At 64.7% G+C, this 17,311-nt stretch carries 13 protein-coding genes; 1 reads left to right on the top strand and 12 read right to left on the bottom strand.

Translation table 11 applies throughout. The features are described 5' to 3' along the window. Window positions 1-8: 8 nt before the first annotated feature. The 3 genes from recN to lpxC all read right to left on the bottom strand — a co-directional run bounded on the left by recN (window position 9) and on the right by lpxC (window position 3,809). Window positions 9-1,682, bottom strand: coding sequence for a DNA repair protein RecN (gene recN, locus PLAV_RS12315; protein WP_012111349.1), 1,674 nt, complete (start codon window positions 1,680-1,682; stop codon window positions 9-11). A 32-nt stretch (window positions 1,683-1,714) separates the two neighbouring features. Further along, window positions 1,715-2,575 (bottom strand): outer membrane protein assembly factor BamD, encoded by an 861-nt coding sequence (locus tag PLAV_RS12310; protein ID WP_143710213.1) that lies wholly within the window; start codon window positions 2,573-2,575, stop codon window positions 1,715-1,717. Between the two features lie 238 nt (window positions 2,576-2,813). Then, a complete protein-coding gene (lpxC, locus tag PLAV_RS12305; RefSeq protein WP_210160412.1) occupies window positions 2,814-3,809 on the bottom strand; it encodes a UDP-3-O-acyl-N-acetylglucosamine deacetylase in 996 nt (331 codons plus the stop codon). 320 nt (window positions 3,810-4,129) lie between these two features. On the opposite strand from lpxC, the gene PLAV_RS19015 reads away from it, so the two are divergent. Continuing rightward, on the top strand, window positions 4,130-6,043 hold the full coding sequence (locus PLAV_RS19015) for an acyltransferase family protein (RefSeq protein WP_012111346.1): 1,914 nt from the start codon (window positions 4,130-4,132) through the stop codon (window positions 6,041-6,043). Between the two features lie 69 nt (window positions 6,044-6,112). Here the strand turns inward: PLAV_RS19015 and ftsZ are convergent, their stop codons facing one another. The 9 genes from ftsZ to murD all read right to left on the bottom strand — a co-directional run bounded on the left by ftsZ (window position 6,113) and on the right by murD (window position 17,311). Beyond that, window positions 6,113-7,777 carry a cell division protein FtsZ gene (gene ftsZ / locus PLAV_RS12295; protein WP_041535991.1) on the bottom strand — a complete coding sequence of 555 codons (1,665 nt, stop codon included), beginning with the start codon at window positions 7,775-7,777 and terminating at the stop codon, window positions 6,113-6,115. 169 nt (window positions 7,778-7,946) lie between these two features. Then, a complete protein-coding gene (gene ftsA / locus PLAV_RS12290) occupies window positions 7,947-9,257 on the bottom strand; it encodes a cell division protein FtsA (protein WP_012111344.1) in 1,311 nt (436 codons plus the stop codon). Then, window positions 9,254-10,258, bottom strand: a complete 1,005-nt coding sequence (locus PLAV_RS12285) for a cell division protein FtsQ/DivIB (RefSeq protein ID WP_012111343.1) — start codon at window positions 10,256-10,258, stop codon at window positions 9,254-9,256. Before PLAV_RS12285 ends, ftsA begins: the two co-directional genes overlap by 4 nt. Next, complete coding sequence (locus PLAV_RS12280; RefSeq protein ID WP_012111342.1) at window positions 10,246-11,172, bottom strand: D-alanine--D-alanine ligase; 927 nt, start codon at window positions 11,170-11,172, stop codon at window positions 10,246-10,248. The genes PLAV_RS12285 and PLAV_RS12280 overlap by 13 nt, the downstream gene beginning before the upstream one ends. Then, the gene (gene murB / locus PLAV_RS12275) at window positions 11,169-12,101 is read right to left on the bottom strand and encodes a UDP-N-acetylmuramate dehydrogenase (RefSeq protein WP_012111341.1); all 933 of its coding nucleotides are present in this window, start codon (window positions 12,099-12,101) and stop codon (window positions 11,169-11,171) included. The genes PLAV_RS12280 and murB overlap by 4 nt, the downstream gene beginning before the upstream one ends. Then, window positions 12,098-13,573: a UDP-N-acetylmuramate--L-alanine ligase gene (murC, locus tag PLAV_RS12270; protein ID WP_012111340.1), complete on the bottom strand. Its 1,476-nt coding sequence runs from the start codon at window positions 13,571-13,573 to the stop codon at window positions 12,098-12,100. The genes murB and murC overlap by 4 nt, the downstream gene beginning before the upstream one ends. Beyond that, window positions 13,573-14,766 (bottom strand): undecaprenyldiphospho-muramoylpentapeptide beta-N-acetylglucosaminyltransferase, encoded by a 1,194-nt coding sequence (murG, locus tag PLAV_RS12265; protein ID WP_012111339.1) that lies wholly within the window; start codon window positions 14,764-14,766, stop codon window positions 13,573-13,575. The genes murC and murG overlap by 1 nt, the downstream gene beginning before the upstream one ends. Beyond that, window positions 14,763-15,911, bottom strand: coding sequence for a putative lipid II flippase FtsW (gene ftsW, locus PLAV_RS12260; RefSeq protein ID WP_012111338.1), 1,149 nt, complete (start codon window positions 15,909-15,911; stop codon window positions 14,763-14,765). The genes murG and ftsW overlap by 4 nt, the downstream gene beginning before the upstream one ends. Next, a complete protein-coding gene (gene murD, locus PLAV_RS12255) occupies window positions 15,908-17,311 on the bottom strand; it encodes a UDP-N-acetylmuramoyl-L-alanine--D-glutamate ligase (protein WP_012111337.1) in 1,404 nt (467 codons plus the stop codon). Before murD ends, ftsW begins: the two co-directional genes overlap by 4 nt.

Here is a 17,311-nt window from a genome sequence, read left to right as displayed (position 1 = left end):
CGCCTCACTCACGGATGGCTGCCGATCAGCCTGTCTGCGGCGGCGCGCGCTTCATCCGTTACCGTTGCGCCGGCGAGCATACGCGCGATTTCCTCGCGCCGCGCCGGTGCGTCCAGCGTCTCGACCCGCGTCGCCACCTTTGCCGCTTTCGCCTCGCCGCCCTTTGAGATGCGGAAATGATGCTGCGCGCGGGCGGCGACCTGCGGCGAATGGGTGACGACGACAACCTGTGCCATCCTGGCGAGTTCCGCGAGCCGCAGGCCGACGGCTTCCGCCACCGCGCCGCCGACACCTGAATCCACTTCGTCGAAAATCAGTGTCGGCGCGCTGCCGCGCGAGGCAAGCGCAACCTTCAGCGCCAGCACGAAGCGCGAAAGCTCGCCGCCCGACGCGATCTTGATGAGCGGCCCGAGCGGCGCGCCGGGATTTGTCGAAATGAGGAAGGAGACGCGGTCGATGCCGTCCGGTCCGCCCTGCCCCTCGGGGAGAACGTCCATCTGCGTCTTGAAAGTCGCCTTGTCGAGCTTGAGCGGCTTCAGCTCCTTCATCACTTCCTTGTCGAGCTTCGCCGCCGCCTTTGCGCGCGCGGCGGACAGCACTTGCGCATGAGCCCTGTAGGCCGCGGCTGCCTCATCGGCGGATTTGCGCAGCCGCGCAAGCGTCGCCTCGCCGCCCTCGATTTCGGCAAGCTGCCCGCGCAGCTTGTCCGCAAGCTCGGCGAGATTGTCCACCGCGACATTATGTTTGCGCGCGGCGGCGCGAAGCGCGAAGAGCCGCGTCTCCGCCTGTTCGAGGCGGCGCGGATCGAACTCCAGCGCCCGCATCGCAAGCGCCACCTGGTCGCGCGCTTCCGCCGCTTCGTTCAGCGTCCGGTCGAGGGCGGCAATGGCGCCGTCGAGCCGGCCGCCCGCCTGCTCCGCCACACGGGCAAGACGGCGCAGCGCCACGGTGAGGCGCGCATCGAGCCCGCCATCGCCCGACAGCGCCTCTTCCGCCTCAGCGAGATCGCCCGCGATCTTTTCCGAATGCATCATCAGCGTGCGCTCTTCGGCAAGCGCCGTTTCCTCGCCCGCCACCGGCTGCAGCTCGTCCAGCTCGGCGACGACATGGGTGAGATAATCCTGCTCGGCTTTCGCCCGCGCCAGCATCGCTTCATGGGCGGCGAGCGCATCCCGCGCCTCCGTCGCAGCCGCCCAGAGCCGCCGCGCCTTCGAGACATCGGCTTCCAGCCCGCCAAAGGCATCGAGGATCGCGCGGTGGCCGGATGCATCGAGCAGCCCGCGCTCATCATGCTGGCCATGCACTTCGACCAGCGCATCGCCGAGCTGCCGCAATAACCCGATGCTTACCGGCTGGTCGTTGACGAAGGCCCGCGAGCGGCCGTCGCGCGTCTGCACGCGGCGAAGAATGAGATCGCCTTCGGCTTCAAGATCGTTTTCGGCGAGGAGAGTTCGCGCCGGATGCGCGGGCGCAATGTCGAAGACGGCCGTGACGCTGCCCTGCTCCGCCCCTTGCCGCACAAGGCCTGCATCGGCCCGCGCGCCGAGCGCAAGGCCGAGCGCGTCGAGAAGGATGGACTTGCCGGCACCCGTTTCGCCCGTGAGTGTGCACAGGCCCTTGTCGAGCGCCAGTTCCAGCCGGTCAATAAGGACGATATCGCGGATCGACAGCGCGGCGAGCATGAAACACGCCTTCTAAAAAGAAGACCGGAAAATCAGAAAACGGAGTTCCATGTCCTGCTGATCCAGGAATCCTTGTTCTCCACCGGCTCCAGTCCCTCGTTGGACAGCATCGCATAGCTGTCTTCATACCAGTCGCTGCCGGGATAATTGTAGCCGAGGATCGCCGCCGCCGTCTGCGCTTCGGTTTTGACACCAAGCGCGAGATAGGCTTCCGTCAGCCGTTCCAGTGCTTCGGGCGTGTGCGTCGTCGTCTGGTATTTTTCGATAACGACACGGAAGCGGTTGATGGCGGCAACATAGTCGCGGCGAATGAGATAGTAGCGGCCGATTTCCATTTCCTTGCCGGCGAGATGATCGAGCGTGAGGTCGATCTTCAGGCGCGCATCGCGCGAATATTCGCTGGAGGGGAAACGCTGCGTCAGTTCGTAGAACGAGTTGAGCGCGTTTTCGGTCATCTTCTGGTCGCGGCCCACATCCGAAATCCGCTCGTAATAGCTCAGCCCGATCAGATAATAGGCGTAAGGCACATCCTTGTTGCTCGGATGCAGCGAGATGAAACGCTGCGCGCTGAGGATCGCCTCGTCATATTCGTTGATCTTGTAGTGCGCATAGGCGCTCATCAGCATCGAGCGGCGCGCCCATTCCGAATAGGGATGCTGGCGCTCGACCTCGTCGAACTCCTTCGCCGCGGGGATGTAGTCGCCCGCCGCCATGTGGTCCATCGCCTTGTTGTAGATCTGCTCGACCGGCCGCTCTTCATAGGGAAGCTCGTCGTCGGAGGAACACCCCGCCAGCCCGGCCACCGCAAGCGCCAGCGCGCCCGCAAGGGCGGCGCGGAAATACGGCAGCGATGAACCTGTGTGACGTCGGATGGGCAGGTTGGCCTCACTCATTCGGGCAAAGTCCATTTCATTCGATGATCCGGCGGGCTTCGGCCTGAAACCTCGCCCGACTCGCCGGCACGGGACCGGCAGGAGCCTTTTTCTATCTCAATAAGCGGCGCGAAACCATAGCGGCCCCGCCCCCCGCGCGGCAAGCCGCACCGGGGCGGATAAAGGGCCTAAAAGGGTGAGAAAAGGAAAAGGCGCGAGCTTTGGGCCCGCGCCTTCCAGACAAGAGAGCGAGGAACGGTCAATCGGCCGGGATGGCCACCAGTTCCGGGCCGGAATGGGCCGCAGAGGAAGCGTCCGTGAAATCCACCACTTCCCAGGCCGAACGGTCGGCCATCAGCGCCCGCAGCACGCGGTTGTTCATGGCATGCCCGGCGCGCGAGCCTTCATAGCGGCCGATCAGCGGCCGGCCGGACAGCGCCAGATCGCCCACGGCGTCCAGCACCTTGTGGCGCACGAATTCATCTTCGTAGCGCAGGCCTTCCTCATTGAGGATACGGTCCTGATCCACGACCACCGCATTATCGAGCGAGCCGCCCTTGGCGAGACCCGCCGCCCACATCGCCTCGATGTCGCGGCGCAGGCAGAAGGTGCGGGCGCGCATGATATCTTCGACGAAGAAATCATCATGCAGGTCCACTTCAAGCGCCTGACGGCCGATCAGCGGATTGTCGAAATCGATCTCGAAGGACACACGGAAACCATCGCCCGGCAGCAAGGCCGCGCGCTTCGCGCCATCTTCGACGATAACGGGCTTCAGGATGCGGATCGCCTTGCGCGGCGCATCGAGCTTTTCGATACCCACGCCCTCGATCGCATCGATGAAGATTTCCGAGCTGCCGTCGAGTACCGGCACTTCCGGTCCATCGATTTCCACCAGCGCATTGTCGATGCCGAGCGCCGAGAAGGCGGACATCAGATGTTCGACCGTGCTGACGGTGGTGCCGGCGGCATTGCCGATGGCGGTGGAAAGTGTCGTATCGACGACATGATCGAATGTCGCGGGAATGTCGGAAACCTCGCGGCCCTGGGCCACGAGATCGGTGCGCCGGAAAACGACGCCACGGTCGGCTTCGGCGGGATGCAGAACCATGTGGATCGCCGCGCCGCTGTGCAGGCCGATGCCGTCGATCACGACGGGGCGCACGAGCGTCTTCTGCGGAAAGGCGATCGCGCGGATACGCCGTTCCCGCCGGACATTCTCCAGCATGATGGTTTCAAATTCCGATTTCTGCACTCTGAACACCTGGCACCCCTGAAGTCAGACCCGCCCCCGCTGATCTGCTTCTTTATGTAGCAGTGCCGTGAATCGGTCACAAATAACAGATTTTTACTGAATGTTACCTTTCGGAGGCGACGTCTAAGTATTTGATATAAAAGGGGAATTTGCAGATTTTCGCCGCCTCCGCGCGGCGGCCGATTAACATTACCCTTGATGGCCGGTGGAGGGGAAAGGAGGAGTTTGACACCCCCTGGGCGCACATCTATTACAGCTCGCAAATGAAATATGATCGGCGGCCTCAGGGGGGCGGTTGAGCGTATCCCGGGGCCGCTTCCATGACTGTGCCTTACCGACCCTCAGTCGACGGCCTGCGCGCTGTCGCCGTTATCTCCGTTATGCTGTTTCACGCCGAAGTGCCGGGCTTCTCAGGCGGCTTTGTCGGTGTAGATGTATTTTTTGTGATCAGCGGCTATTTGATCACGGGCATCATTCTACAGCAGCAGGCGACGAAATCGTTTTCCCTGCTCCACTTCTACGAACGGCGGGCGCGGCGCATCCTGCCTGCCCTCTTCCTGATCATGTCCGTAACTCTCGTTGCCGCTGCTTTGCTCACGGCGCCGTTCCGCTTTGCCGAAATTGCGGAATCGGCGGCGGCCGCGCTGTCCTTCACGGCAAACATCTATTTCTGGGCAAGCAGCGACTATTTCGCGACGGCGGCCCGTATCCAGCCTCTCATTCACACCTGGTCGCTCGGCGTCGAGGAGCAGTTCTACATCGTCTTTCCGCTCCTAATGCTCGTCTTCGCGCGGGCGAAGCGGGCCTCGCTCGGCATTGCTATCTCGAGCCTCGCAATCGCATCGCTGATCGTCAGCGAGATCATGGCCCGGCATCATCCGAACGCCGCCTTTTACCTGCCGCACTCGCGCGCATACGAACTGCTTGCTGGATCCCTGATCGCATTGTACCGGCCGACCGGCGACACATTGGGGCCCCGAATAAGCGCCGTGCTTCGGGCAAGCGGTGCAATAATGATTGCAGCTTCGGTGGGAACCTATCACGAGGGCATGGTTCTGCCAGGCTTTGCCATGCTCCTGCCCGTGCTGGGAGTGGCGCTCATGCTCCTTGCCGATGACCGCGATGAGCCGCTTGCACAGGCGCTCTCCTGGCGGCCATTGGTCTTCGTCGGATTGTGCTCATACTCATTATATCTTTGGCACCAGCCGATATTAGCCCTCGCAAGAATTGCCACCACCGATCATCTCAATCTCGGTGGCAGCATTGTCATTCTTGCGCTGTGCGTCCCGCTTTCGTGGCTCTCATGGCGCTATGTCGAACAGCCGTTCCGCGACGGCAGAAAAATAAATATCAAGCCGTTCGTACTCACGGCAAGCGGTGTCGGCGCCGCCATACTCGCAACGAGCGCGGTAATGATACAGACGCGCGGACTTGAGTTCATGGCGCGCCCTGAATATGTCGATATGCAGGCTCATTTCGACCGCGGCGGAAAAGAGCGGGCCGAAGGCATTCATTTGAGCACATGCCATTTCCGCAGCGACACCGGCTCGCCCGACCTCTTCCTGAAGCAGTGGAACTGCCTCGGCAGCGGAAAAGGCGCTTCGGTGTTAATCCTCGGCGACAGCCATGCAGCCGACAAGGCCTTCGCGTTGCGCGCCGTCGGTATCGAACCCGCTCAAATGACGGCGCCCGGCTGCGGTATCGTTCAACACGCGTTTTCAGAACACTGTCTCGCCTTGTACCGTACCGCGATAGAACGCCTGAAGGACCGCCCCGACCTTCGAATCCTGTTCACCCAATCCGTCACTCATCACCCGCTGACTAAAGACGATATCGCCACAGCGGCGGAGCTGTTCAAATCGTTCGGCAGGACCGTCGTCTGGCTGTCGCCCATGCCTTCATTCCCGAACATTCGCGACGAGATGGCAAATCGTGCTTTAAGTGGCAACAATCCATTCTCCGGCACATATCCGTTTAAGAATGACGCCGCCGTGAGCGCAAAGGCCCTGATGGTCGAGGTAGCCACCGACGGCGCCGTATTTGATACGCAGAAAGCATTTTGCGAAGCGGGTGAGATCGAGCCGTGCAGCCCCTACGCCAAACAGGACCTGCTGCTGGTCGATCAGGACCATGTTTCCTCAGCCGGAGCACGCGCAATCGGTGCAGCCATGAGCCTCTTCCTGTTCGGCGAGGCAGCCCCCGCGGGCGGGGCCAAGGCCGTTCCCGCACCCTGAACCGTCTTTCAAAACGAAAGCGGGGCCCCCGTTTCCGGAGGCCCCGCCGAACGTTTCAAGTGCTGGCGTCTAGTTCGCCTGGCGGCGCAGGAAAGTCGGGATCTCGAGTTGCTCTTCTTCGTAGGAAGGCTGCACGAGGCGGCTTTCCGTCGAGGCCGACAGACTTTCAGGCCGGTTCTCCGGCTGCATGCGCGGCTCCGGCTTGGCGGCCCGCTGGGCCACCGTCGGCTCGCGGCGCTGCTGCGGCGCCGGCGCCGGCTCCTCGTTCTCCTTGCGGCGGTTGCCGGTCAGGCGTTCGAAGAAGGTCGGGCCCTTTTTCGGCGCCCGGGACTGCTGGACAGGCGCGGCGCGCTGGCCCAGGAAGCCCGGAATGTCCGCCTTCTGCACCCGGTCGAGATCGCCCGGGATGCGCGGTGCCCTCGGTTCGGCGCGAACCGCCTCGGCCCGCACCACCGGTGCCTCCACTTCCGCCCGCACCGGCTGCTGCCGGGGCTCAGGCTTGTGGATGATGACCTCGGCTTCATAGTCCTTCGGATCGAACTGGCCGTTCGACCGCGCGGCAGGCGCGGTCTCCGCCGTTTCGATGCCGAGTTCGCTCTGCGCGGCGGCAGGAGCAAGACGCTCCTCGATCCGCTCCACCTGCGCCTGCACCGGATTGAGGGTGCGGACGGTCTGCGCCGGGAAGGGGGCGGCAGCGCTGCGGCCGGCAGGAGCCTGCACGGCGCGGACCTGCGCCGGTTGGCTTTCGGGCCGCTGCACCTGGCCTGCTTCCGCTTCGATGCCCGTCGCCACGACAGAGACGCGCATGCGGCCCTCGAGCGAATTGTCGAAGGTCGAGCCGACGATGATGTTGGCGTCCGGATCGACTTCCGAGCGGATGCGGTTTGCCGCCTCGTCCACTTCATAAAGTGTCAGGTCCATGCCGCCGGTGATGTTGATGAGCACGCCCTTGGCGCCCTTCATCGACACTTCGTCGAGCAGCGGATTGGAGATCGCGGCCTCGGCGGCTTCGATGGCGCGGTTTTCGCCGCTCGCATCGCCCGTGCCCATCATGGCCTTGCCCATCTCGTTCATCACGGTACGAACGTCCGCGAAGTCGAGATTGATGAGGCCCGGCTTCATCATGAGGTCGGTGATGCCGGCCACGCCCGAATGCAGCACCTGGTCCGCCATGCCGAAAGCATCGGCGAAGGTCGTGTTCTCGTTCGCGACCCGGAAGAGATTCTGATTCGGGATGATGATGAGCGTATCGACATATTGCTGCAGGTCGCGGATACCCTCTTCCGCGAGCCGCATCCGGCGCGAGCCTTCGAACTGGAACGGCTTCGTGACAACGCCGACCGTGAGAATGCCGTTTTCGCGCGCCGCGCGGGCGATGACGGGCGCCGCGCCCGTGCCCGTGCCGCCGCCCATGCCGGCGGTGATGAAGACCATATGAGCGCCCTGCAGGTGCTCCGAGATCTCATGCAGTGCCTCTTCCGCCGCCGCGCAGCCGACTTCGGGCCGCGAACCGGCACCGAGGCCTTCCGTGATCGACGCGCCGAGCTGGATGCGCCGGTCGGCCGAGGACAGTGCGAGCGCCTGTGCGTCGGTATTCGCCACCACGAATTCCACGCCTTCGAGGCCCGCCTCGATCATGTTGTTGACCGCATTGCCGCCGGCGCCGCCAACGCCGAACACTGTGATGCGGGGCTTGAGTTCCTGCGTCTGGGGAACCGAAAGTTTGATGCTCATGAAAGCCTCCTGGGAGCGAAATTGAAAATCGGGGTCGGTGTTGCCGCTTTTCGCGGCGGGGGTTCGGTGCCCCTTTTGCCGGGGGGCGCTGCGAGCCGGCCCGTTCGCCACCGGCTTCTTGCCCTTTCCGGCCAGCCGCCCCTGCGCCTGCCTTGGATTGCGCGTTCCATCAGAAGTTCTCCTTCAGCCAGCGGCCGAACCGGCGGATCTGTCCGCGCGGCATGGCCGCCTCGTCGCCGTCATCGCCGCCGGCGGCATCGAGAGGAGAGATTTGCGAATAGGCGAGAAGGCCCGCGCATGTGGAGAAGGCGGGCCCGCCCGTCGCCTCGGCAAGCCCCGTCAGGCGGACCGGCTGGCCCACCCGCACCTGCTTGTCGAGCATACGGGCCGCGAGTTCGCGCGCACCGTTGAGCTGCGCCGCGCCGCCCGTCAGCACCACGCGCCTGCCCGCGAGCCGGCCATAGCCGCTCGCTTCCATCCGGTCCCGCACAAGCTCGAACGTCTCCTCCAGCCGCGGCTGGATGATGCCGGTCAGCATCGACCTCGGAATATGGTTGGCCGAATCGGCATCGCTCTCGCCTACCTGCGGCACGTCGATCATCTCTCTTTCGTCCGAGGGGCTCGCAAGCGCGCTCCCGTATAACGTCTTCATCCGCTCTGCATGTGAGAGCGGTGTGGAGAGCCCCCGCGCAATATCATTAGTAATGTGATTCCCGCCAATTGACACGGAATCGCAGTAAACCATCGCGCCTTCGAAGAAGATGGCGAGCGACGTCGTGCCGCCGCCCATGTCGATCATCGCGACGCCGAGATCCATCTCGTCCTCGACCAGGCAGGCAAGCCCGCTCGCATAGGGCGACACGGCGATGCCCGCCACGCTGAGGTGGCAGCGTTCGATGCAGAGTTCGAGGTTCCTGAGCGGCCCGCGCAGCGCGCTGACCATATGCACCTCGACACCGAGCTTCTCGCCGAACATGCCGCGCGGATCGCGCACGCCCCGGCTGCCGTCGACGCTGTAATTGGTCGGGATCGCATGGAGAACGTCGCGCCCTTCCGGCTGGAAATTCGCCTGCGCGTGATGAATGAGCCGCGACACATCGGCATCGCCGACCTCGCCGCCCGTGATCGAGGCGCGCACGCCGACCGTCTGGCTCTTCGGCTCCGCGCCGGAAAAGCCGACAACCACGTCGCGGATCGTGACACCCGCCATCCGCTCCGCCGCATCGACCGCCACACGGATCGCCTCTTCCGCCGCATCCATGTCGACCACCGCGCCCGCGCGAATGCCGCGCGATACCTGATGCCCGATGCCGATGACGCGCACCGGCGCATGGCCGTTCGCAAGCCGCCCCGGCTCGATCTTCGCAATGAAGCACGAGATCTTGCTCGACCCCACATCGAGCGCCGCGATCGTGCCGGACCGTCCCGCCGCGACGGGCCTGCCCTGAAAACTCCTCGACCCCAGACTGACCATATTCATGTATTGCCTCCACGGCCGGCCTGCCCCGGCCGGACCACGCTTTTCTTCAACGTCGCGTCGGTCGCGATACCCTTGCCGCTCGCGGCGTCTTCCGTCAGCTCCACCGAGACGCGATCGGGAAGCCGGAGATCGACGGCGACGATGTCGCGCGACAGAACCCTGTATTTCGTGTCGTAGGCGGTAAGATCCGCCAGTGCCTTCGCAACGCCCACCTCGGGCAGCTTCACGTCGACGCCGTTCTCAAGCCGCAAATTCCAGCGCCGGTCGCTGACGCGCACGAAGGCGCGCACGCGCTGCAGCAGCTCCGGCCGCTCTTTCTGCATCAGCGTCAGCAGTTCCGGCGCCGCCCGCGGCGCGCCGAAGCCGACGATGAAAGGCAAATGCGCGAAATCCTGCACGCCCTCATCCGTGATCGGACGGCCTTCGGCATCGACGATGGAAAGCTCGCCCCCGCGCTGCCAGAGCGCGAAAGGCCGCCGCTCGCTCACCTCGATGCGGATCGTGTCCGGCAGAAGCCGCGTGACGGTTGCCGAGCGCACCCAGTCGAGCCGCTCGATCCGCTGCCGCGCCGCTTCCGTGTCGAAGCCGAAAATCGGGTCGCCCCGCTCGATGCCGACAGCGGTGAGAAGATCGTCTTTCCGGGTCTGCGCACGGCCGGTCACGGTCACGTCCTGGATGCTGAAACCGGACAGCGCCAGAAGGCGATTCACGTGATGCGTCACCGCATTGGCGCCGTTCTCCGCATGGCCGCCGATCACCGTGCCGTAAAGGATCACGCCTGCGATCATCGCCAGCGCCACATAGGCGAAGGGCCGCATGCCGAAATTGCCTTCGCGCATATTCTCGATCCAGAGACCGATAGGGCCCGACGGCCGCTCCGCGCGGCGGCCGAACGTCCGGTTCGCGGCGCCGTTGCGGCGCTTGCCCGGCGCGATCTTCGAGCCCTTCTTGCGCGGCGCGGCGCGCACGCCCGTGCGCGACACTTTCTTCACCTGTCGCATGATGCTTCCTCCACCATCCAGCTCACCAGCTCGCCGTAGGAATAGCCGGCGAGATTGGCAAGCTCCGGCACGAGCGATGTCGGCGTCATGCCCGGCTGCGTGTTCACTTCGAGGAGAATGAGTTCGGGCTTGCCCGGCCGCGTATCGTCGAAGCGGAAATCGGCGCGGGAAACGCCCCGGCAGCCAAGCGCCTTGTGCGCGGCCAGCGTCACGCGCTGCACCTCGGCATAGATGTCTGCATCGATGGGCGCCGGGATGATGTGGCGCGAACCGCCGGTCTGATACTTCGCCTCGTAATCGTAGAAAGTCGTATTGGCGATGATTTCGGTGACGCCGAATATTTCCTCACCCATCACGGCGCAGGTAAGTTCGCGGCCCGCGATATAGCGTTCCGCCATCACCTCGTCGCCGAGGTTCCATTCCGCCGAGGTAAGTTCGGCGGGCGGCCTGTTGTCGCCCGCGCGCACGATGAAGACACCGACGGAGGAGCCTTCGCTCACCGGCTTGATGACGTAGGGGGGGTCCATCACATGGCCATGCGCCGCCTGCTCGCGCGGCACCACGACGCTTTCGGCGACCGGAAGACCGGCGGCGCGGAAAACGAACTTCGCCCGTTCCTTGTGCATCGCCAGCGCGGAGGCGAGCACGCCCGAATGCGTGTAAGGCACGCGGAGAATTTCAAGCAGCCCCTGGACGCAGCCATCTTCGCCCCAGCGGCCATGCAGCGCGTTGAAAGCGACGTCCGGCTTCACTTTCAATATCTGGTCGGCAAGATCGCGCCCCGCATCGATCTCGGTCACGCGGTAGCCATGCTTGCGCAGCGCCTCGGCACAGCCCTTGCCGGAGACGAGGCTCACCTCGCGCTCGGCGCTCCATCCGCCTTTCAGAACGGCGACATGCTTTGCCTGGCTCATGCCCCGCCCCTCTCTTTACGAATGCCGATGCGGCGGATTTCCCATTCCAGCGTCACGCCGCTCGTCTCCTTCACGCGCGCGCGCACTTCCTCGCCAAGGTCTTCGATGTCGCTGGCGGTTGCGTCGCCCGTATTGATGAGGAAGTTGCAATGCAGCTCCGACACCTGCGCCCCGCCCTTGCGCAGCCCGCGGCAGCCCGCCGCGTCGATCAGCTGCCAGGACTTGTGACCTTCGGGATTCTTGAAGGTCGAGCCGCCCGTGCGCGTGCGGATCGGCTGTGTCGCCTCGCGCGACGAGGTGATTTCGTTCATGCGCCGCAGGATGTCCTCGGCATTGCCCGGCGTGCCCTGAAACAGCGCCTCGACGAAAATGAGATCGTCCGGCGCGCCGCAATGGCGATAGGTGTAGTGCATGTCGGCATTCGTCAGCACATGCCGCTTGCCTGCCCGGTCGATGGCGACGGCCTCCACCAGCACATCCTTCGTTTCGCGGCCATAGGCACCGCCATTCATGCGCAGCGCGCCGCCGATGGAGCCCGGAATGCCGCGATAGAATTCGAGGCCGGCAAGTCCTGCTTCCTGCGCCGCGCGGGAAACCGCAACGTCGAGCGCCGCGGTTCCCGCGCGAACACAGGTCCCCTCGATCTCGATATTCATGAACCCCCGCCCGAGCCGGATGACGACGCCGGGTACACCGCCCTCGCGCACCAGCAGGTTGGAACCGACGCCGATGATCGTGACAGGCACATCCGCCGGCGTCCCGGCGAGGAACGCCGCCAGATCATCCGCATCCGCCGGACGGAAGAGCACTTCCGCATTGCCGCCCGCGCGAAACCAGGTGAGCGGCGCAAGCGGCGCATCGGCGACAAGCTCGCCGCGAACCTTGGGCAGCCGGTCGATGAGAGCGGCGGTGGCTTCGGCAGCCATCATTTCCCCCTCCCTTTTTTCGGCTTCGCCTTGGTCTTCGCTGCGCTCTTCGCGGCGGCTTTCTTCTTTCCGCCGAGCTTCGCCAGATCGTCCGGCAGCGCGTTTGCCCAATAGGTGATGCTGCCCGCGCCGAGGCAAACGACAAGGTCGCCCGGCCTGGCGGTTTCGGCGATCAGACGCGGCAGGGCTTCAGGCCCGTCAAGCGCCATCACGTTGCGATGTCCACGGTCGCGCAGGCCTTCGACCAGCGCATCGCGGCTCGCGCCCTCGATGGGCTTCTCGCCCGCTTCATAGACATCGGCCACGATCACTGCATCGGCATCGTTGAAGCAGGCGCAGAATTCGTCGAAGAGATTGTGAAGCCGCGTATAGCGATGCGGCTGCACCACGGCGATGGTGCGGCCCTTGGTGGCGGAGCGCGCCGCCTGCAGCACCGCCGCGATCTCGACGGGATGGTGGCCGTAGTCGTCATAGATGTTGACGTCGTTCCAGCTTCCCACAAACGTGAAGCGCCGCTTCACGCCGCCGAAACCTTCCAGCGCCGCGCGGATCTTGTCGTCCGCAATGCCCATCTGCGTCGCAACGCCGATAGCCGCGAGGCTGTTCAGCATATTATGCGTGCCGTGCATGGCGAGGCGCACGCCCGTCATCTCGCGCGCGGTACCCGTCTTGCGGTCGGTGATGGCGACGTCGAACACATTGAAACCGTCTTCGACGCGCGCATTGGTGGCGCGGATATCGGCCTGCGGATTGGTGCCGTAGGTCACGATGCGCCGGTCGCGCACGCGGCCGATCAGCGCCTGCACTTCCGGATGATCGATGCACATCACGGCGGCGCCGTAGAACGGCACGTTTTCGACGAAAGCGAGGAAGGCGTCCTTCGCGGCGTCGAAGCTGCCGTAATAGTCGAGATGTTCCGGGTCAATATTGGTGACGATGGCGATGGTCGCGGGCAGCTTCACGAAGGTGCCGTCGGATTCATCGGCCTCGACCACCATCCACTCGCCGCCGCCGAGCCGCGCATTCGTGCCATAGGCATTGATGATGCCGCCATTGATGACGGTCGGGTCGAGCCCCGCCTTGTCGAGAATGGCCGCGACGAGCGATGTCGTCGTCGTCTTGCCATGCGTGCCGCCGATGGCGACGCAGCTCTTGAGACGCATGAGCTCCGCCAGCATTTCGGCGCGGCGCACGACAGGAAGAAAGCGCGCGCGGGCTTCCATCAGTTCGGGATTGTCGGCGCGAATGGCGGACGACACCACAATGACTTGCGCTTCCGCGAGGTTTTCCGCCTTCTGTCCGATGAAGACCTTGATGCCAAGGCCTTTCAACCGCTTCACATTGGCGCTGTCGGCAAGATCGCTGCCCTGGACCGTGTAGCCGAGATTGTGCATGACTTCGGCAATGCCGCTCATGCCGATGCCGCCGATGCCGACGAAATGGATATTGCCGATGTCGAGAGGTGCCGGGCGCATCATGCACCTCCTATCGCGAACTTGAGGAGCTTGGCGTCGCCGTCGCTCTTGCCGCCATTGCGGCCGCGGCGGCGAAGCGCACGGAATTCGCCGCGCCCCAGCGCCTCCACGAGATCGGCAAGATCGCGCACGGCATTGGGCTGCCCTTGCGCCTTGGCGGCGCGGGCGGCGGCTTCAAGATCGGCGGGATCCTCGAACAGCTTTTCCAGCCGCTCGCAAAGCGCATCCTCGGTGAAATATTTCTGCTCGATCATCCAGGCTGCGCCCGCCTGTGCGAGCTTCTCGGCATTTGCCTTCTGGTCGTTGTCGAGCGAATGCGGCAGCGGCACCAGAATGGCGGGCCGGCCGATCACGGCGAGCTCGCTTACCGTCGATGCGCCGGAGCGGCCGATCACGAGATGGCAGGCGGCAATACGGGCCGGCATGTCGTCGAAGAAGGCATTGAGTTCGGCGTCAATGTCCGCCGCACTATATATTTCGCCGACCCGCGCAATGTCTTCGGCGCGGCATTGCTGCACGACGGAGAGCCGCCGCCTTAGCCGTTCCGGCAAACGCGCCAGCGCGAGCGGCACGATATCGCTCATCACGCGCGCGCCCTGGCTGCCGCCGAAAACGAGAAGCTTGATCTTGCCTTCGTTGCCCGGGGTCTCATAGGCAGCGCCCGCCTGCGCGATCACGGCATCGCGAACGGGATTGCCGGTGAGCACGAGCTTGCCCGCATCGCGCGCCTTCAGAAATTTCGGTGCGTCGAATGTAGAGGCGATGGCCTGGACATGCGGACCGGCAAGCCGGTTCACGCGGCCGAGCACCGCGTTCTGCTCATGCACACAGGCCGGCACACCGCGCAGGATCGCGGCAAGAACGGGCGGCAAGGTCGGATAGCCGCCAAAGCCGATCAACGCGGCGGGCTTCACCCGCTGCAGGATGGAGAAGGAGCGCGCCACGCCCGCCAGAATGGACGGTGCGGCGCGCAGCAGACCGGCGATGCCTTTGCCTGAAGGTGTCGCCGAAGGTACCGCATAGATATCCGCGTCCGGGAAAAGCTTGTCGAAGCGTTGCACGCGCTCATCCGTCATCAGCACGATGCGGCGGCCGCGGCGGCGCAATTCCTGCGCCAACGCCTGACCGGGGAAGAGATGCCCGCCCGTGCCGCCGGCGGCAATGACGATGGGACCGTTCGGATAATGCGTCATGCGTAGGTCCTCCGTCCGCTTGGAGGAGCCACATTGCTGCCGGCGCGGCGGCGCGTCAGCGCGAGCAGCATTCCCATCGCAAAGGCAAGCGCCAGCAGCGACGAGCCGCCATAGGAGATGAACGGCAGCGTCATGCCCTTGGCCGGCATGAGGTTCACGTTCACCGCCATGTTGATGAGCGCCTGCAATCCGAACAGCGCCACCAGGCCGCAGGTCGCGAATTGCAGGAAGAGGTCCTGCTCCTCCATCGCATGGCGGAGCGCCCGCACCACGATGAAAGCGAAGAGACCGATGATGATGAGACCGGCGAGAACGCCATATTCTTCCGCCGCGACGGCGAAAATGAAATCCGTATGCGCGTCGGGGAGAATGCGCTTTACCTCGCCCTCGCCCGGCCCGCGCCCGAAAAAGCCGCCGGTGTGGAACGCGTCGAGCGCCCTGTCGATCTGGTAGGTGTCGCCCGATTCCGGATCGAGAAAGCGGTTCACGCGGCTCGCCACATGCGGCATCAGCGTGTAGGCCGCAACGGCGCCGGAAGCGGCAAGCGCGCCCAGGGATCCGATCCATCCCCAGGAAAGCCCGGCCATGAAGAACATCGCACCGAAAACGGCGGTGACGAGCATGAGCTGGCCGAAATCCGGCTGCAGCGCCAACACCGAAACCACCATGGCGTAAAGTCCGAGGCCAAGCGCCGTGCCTGGAACGCCGGGCGTGCGCTGCGCCTCCGCAAAAAGCCAGGCAACCAGCACGATGAAGGCGGGCTTCACGAATTCGGATGGCTGGATGGCGAGCGGACCGATCTGCAGCCAGCGATGCGCGCCCTTCACTTCCGGCCCGATGATGAGCGTCAACGCCATCAGCACGAAGCCAGTGGCGAAAACAATGGCCGCAAGCCGCCGCACCTGCCGCACATTGAGCAGCGATACGCCGATCATCACCGCGATGGCGGGAATGAAGAAAACCATCTGCCGGTATACGAAATGGAATGGCGGCAGGTTGATCCGCGTCGCAACGGCCGGGCTCGCCGCAAGCGCCAGCACGCCGCCAAGCAGCATCAGGCACATCAGGACGAGCAACGTCCACTTGTCGACGGTCCACCACCATTCGGCGATGACGCTGCGGTTTGTGCGCGCGAGACGGATCATGCGGCGGCACCCCCCATGGTCGCGACCCGCTCCTGCACGGCGGCGCGGAAAGCATCTCCGCGCTGCTCGAAATTTGCGAACTGATCGAACGAGGCACAGGCCGGAGAAAGCAGCACCACCTTGAGGTCGCTCGCATCGGCGCGCGCATCGCGCGTCGCGGCCTCGACGGCGCGGTCGAGCGTGCCGCACTGCACGGCTTCCACTTTTCCCTTCAGCGTCTCGCCGAAGCTCTTCGCCGCATCGCCGATCAGATAGGCCCTGCGGATGCGAGGGAACCAGGGCTCGAGACTTTCGATGCCGCCCTCCTTCGCCTTGCCACCCGCGATCCAGTAGATGTTGTCATATGTGCCGAGCGCCTTCGATGCCGCATCCGCATTGGTCGCCTTGCTGTCATTGACGAAGCGCACGCCCTCCGCCTCGGCGACGATCTCCATCCGGTGCGCGAGGCCCGGGAAACTCTCGAATGCCGCGAAAATCCGCTCGCGCTGATAGCCGAGCGCGCGGCCCGCCGCATAAGCCGCCGCCGCGTTCTGCCAGTTATGCGCACCCGCCAGCGTCTTGATCGTCCGCAGGTCGCCCGCCTTCGCCGTCTGCGTGCCCGTGCTGTCGTAAAGCACGCCGTCCAGCGCATAAACGCCGCGCGACAGCGCCTTGCCGACCGACACCGGCACAACCTTCTCCACCCGACGGGCGCTTTCCCGCGTGCAGATGTCGCTCGACCGCCGCTCGTCGATGCCGATGACGGCCGTATCCGCCGCCGTCTGCCGCGCGAAGATGCGCGCCTTCACATCCGCATAATGCTCCACCGTGCCATGCCGGTCGATATGGTCCGGCGTGATATTGAGCAGCACCGCGATATGCGGCGCAAGGCTCGGCGCGAGGTCGATCTGGTAGGACGATACTTCCACCACATAAACGCTGCTCGCGGAGGGCGCTTCGAGCTCCAGCACCGCCTTGCCGATATTGCCGCCCACCTGCGCGTCGCCGCCGCAGCGCCGCACCATGTGACCGATCAGCGCCGTTGTCGTCGACTTTCCATTGGTACCCGTGATCGCGACGACCTTCGCGCCCGTACCCGTCACCGCACGCTGGAAAAGTTCGATGTCGCCGATCACCTCGACGCCCGCCGCCTTCGCGGTCAGCACCGCCGGATGCGGCTCCGGATGCGTCAGTGGAATGCCGGGGCTCAGCACCAGCGCCGCGAAGGTCTTCCAGTCCCAGCCGCTCGCATCCGAAAGCGTGAACCCCGCCTTCGCCGCTTCCGCGCGCTTCTCGCCCGCATCGTCCCACGCAAAGACGTTCGCGCCGCCGGCCTCGAGCGCGCGCACGGTCGCCATCCCGGACTTGCCGAGTCCCAGCACCGCCACGTTACGCTTTTCGAATCCGGTCGCCGCGATCAT

It is taken from the genome of Parvibaculum lavamentivorans DS-1 (assembly GCF_000017565.1).
In the GTDB taxonomy this organism is placed as follows: Bacteria; Pseudomonadota; Alphaproteobacteria; order Parvibaculales; family Parvibaculaceae; genus Parvibaculum; species Parvibaculum lavamentivorans.
Note: the sequence above shows the minus strand (reverse complement) of the source record. Positions and strands in the feature narration are given on the sequence as shown.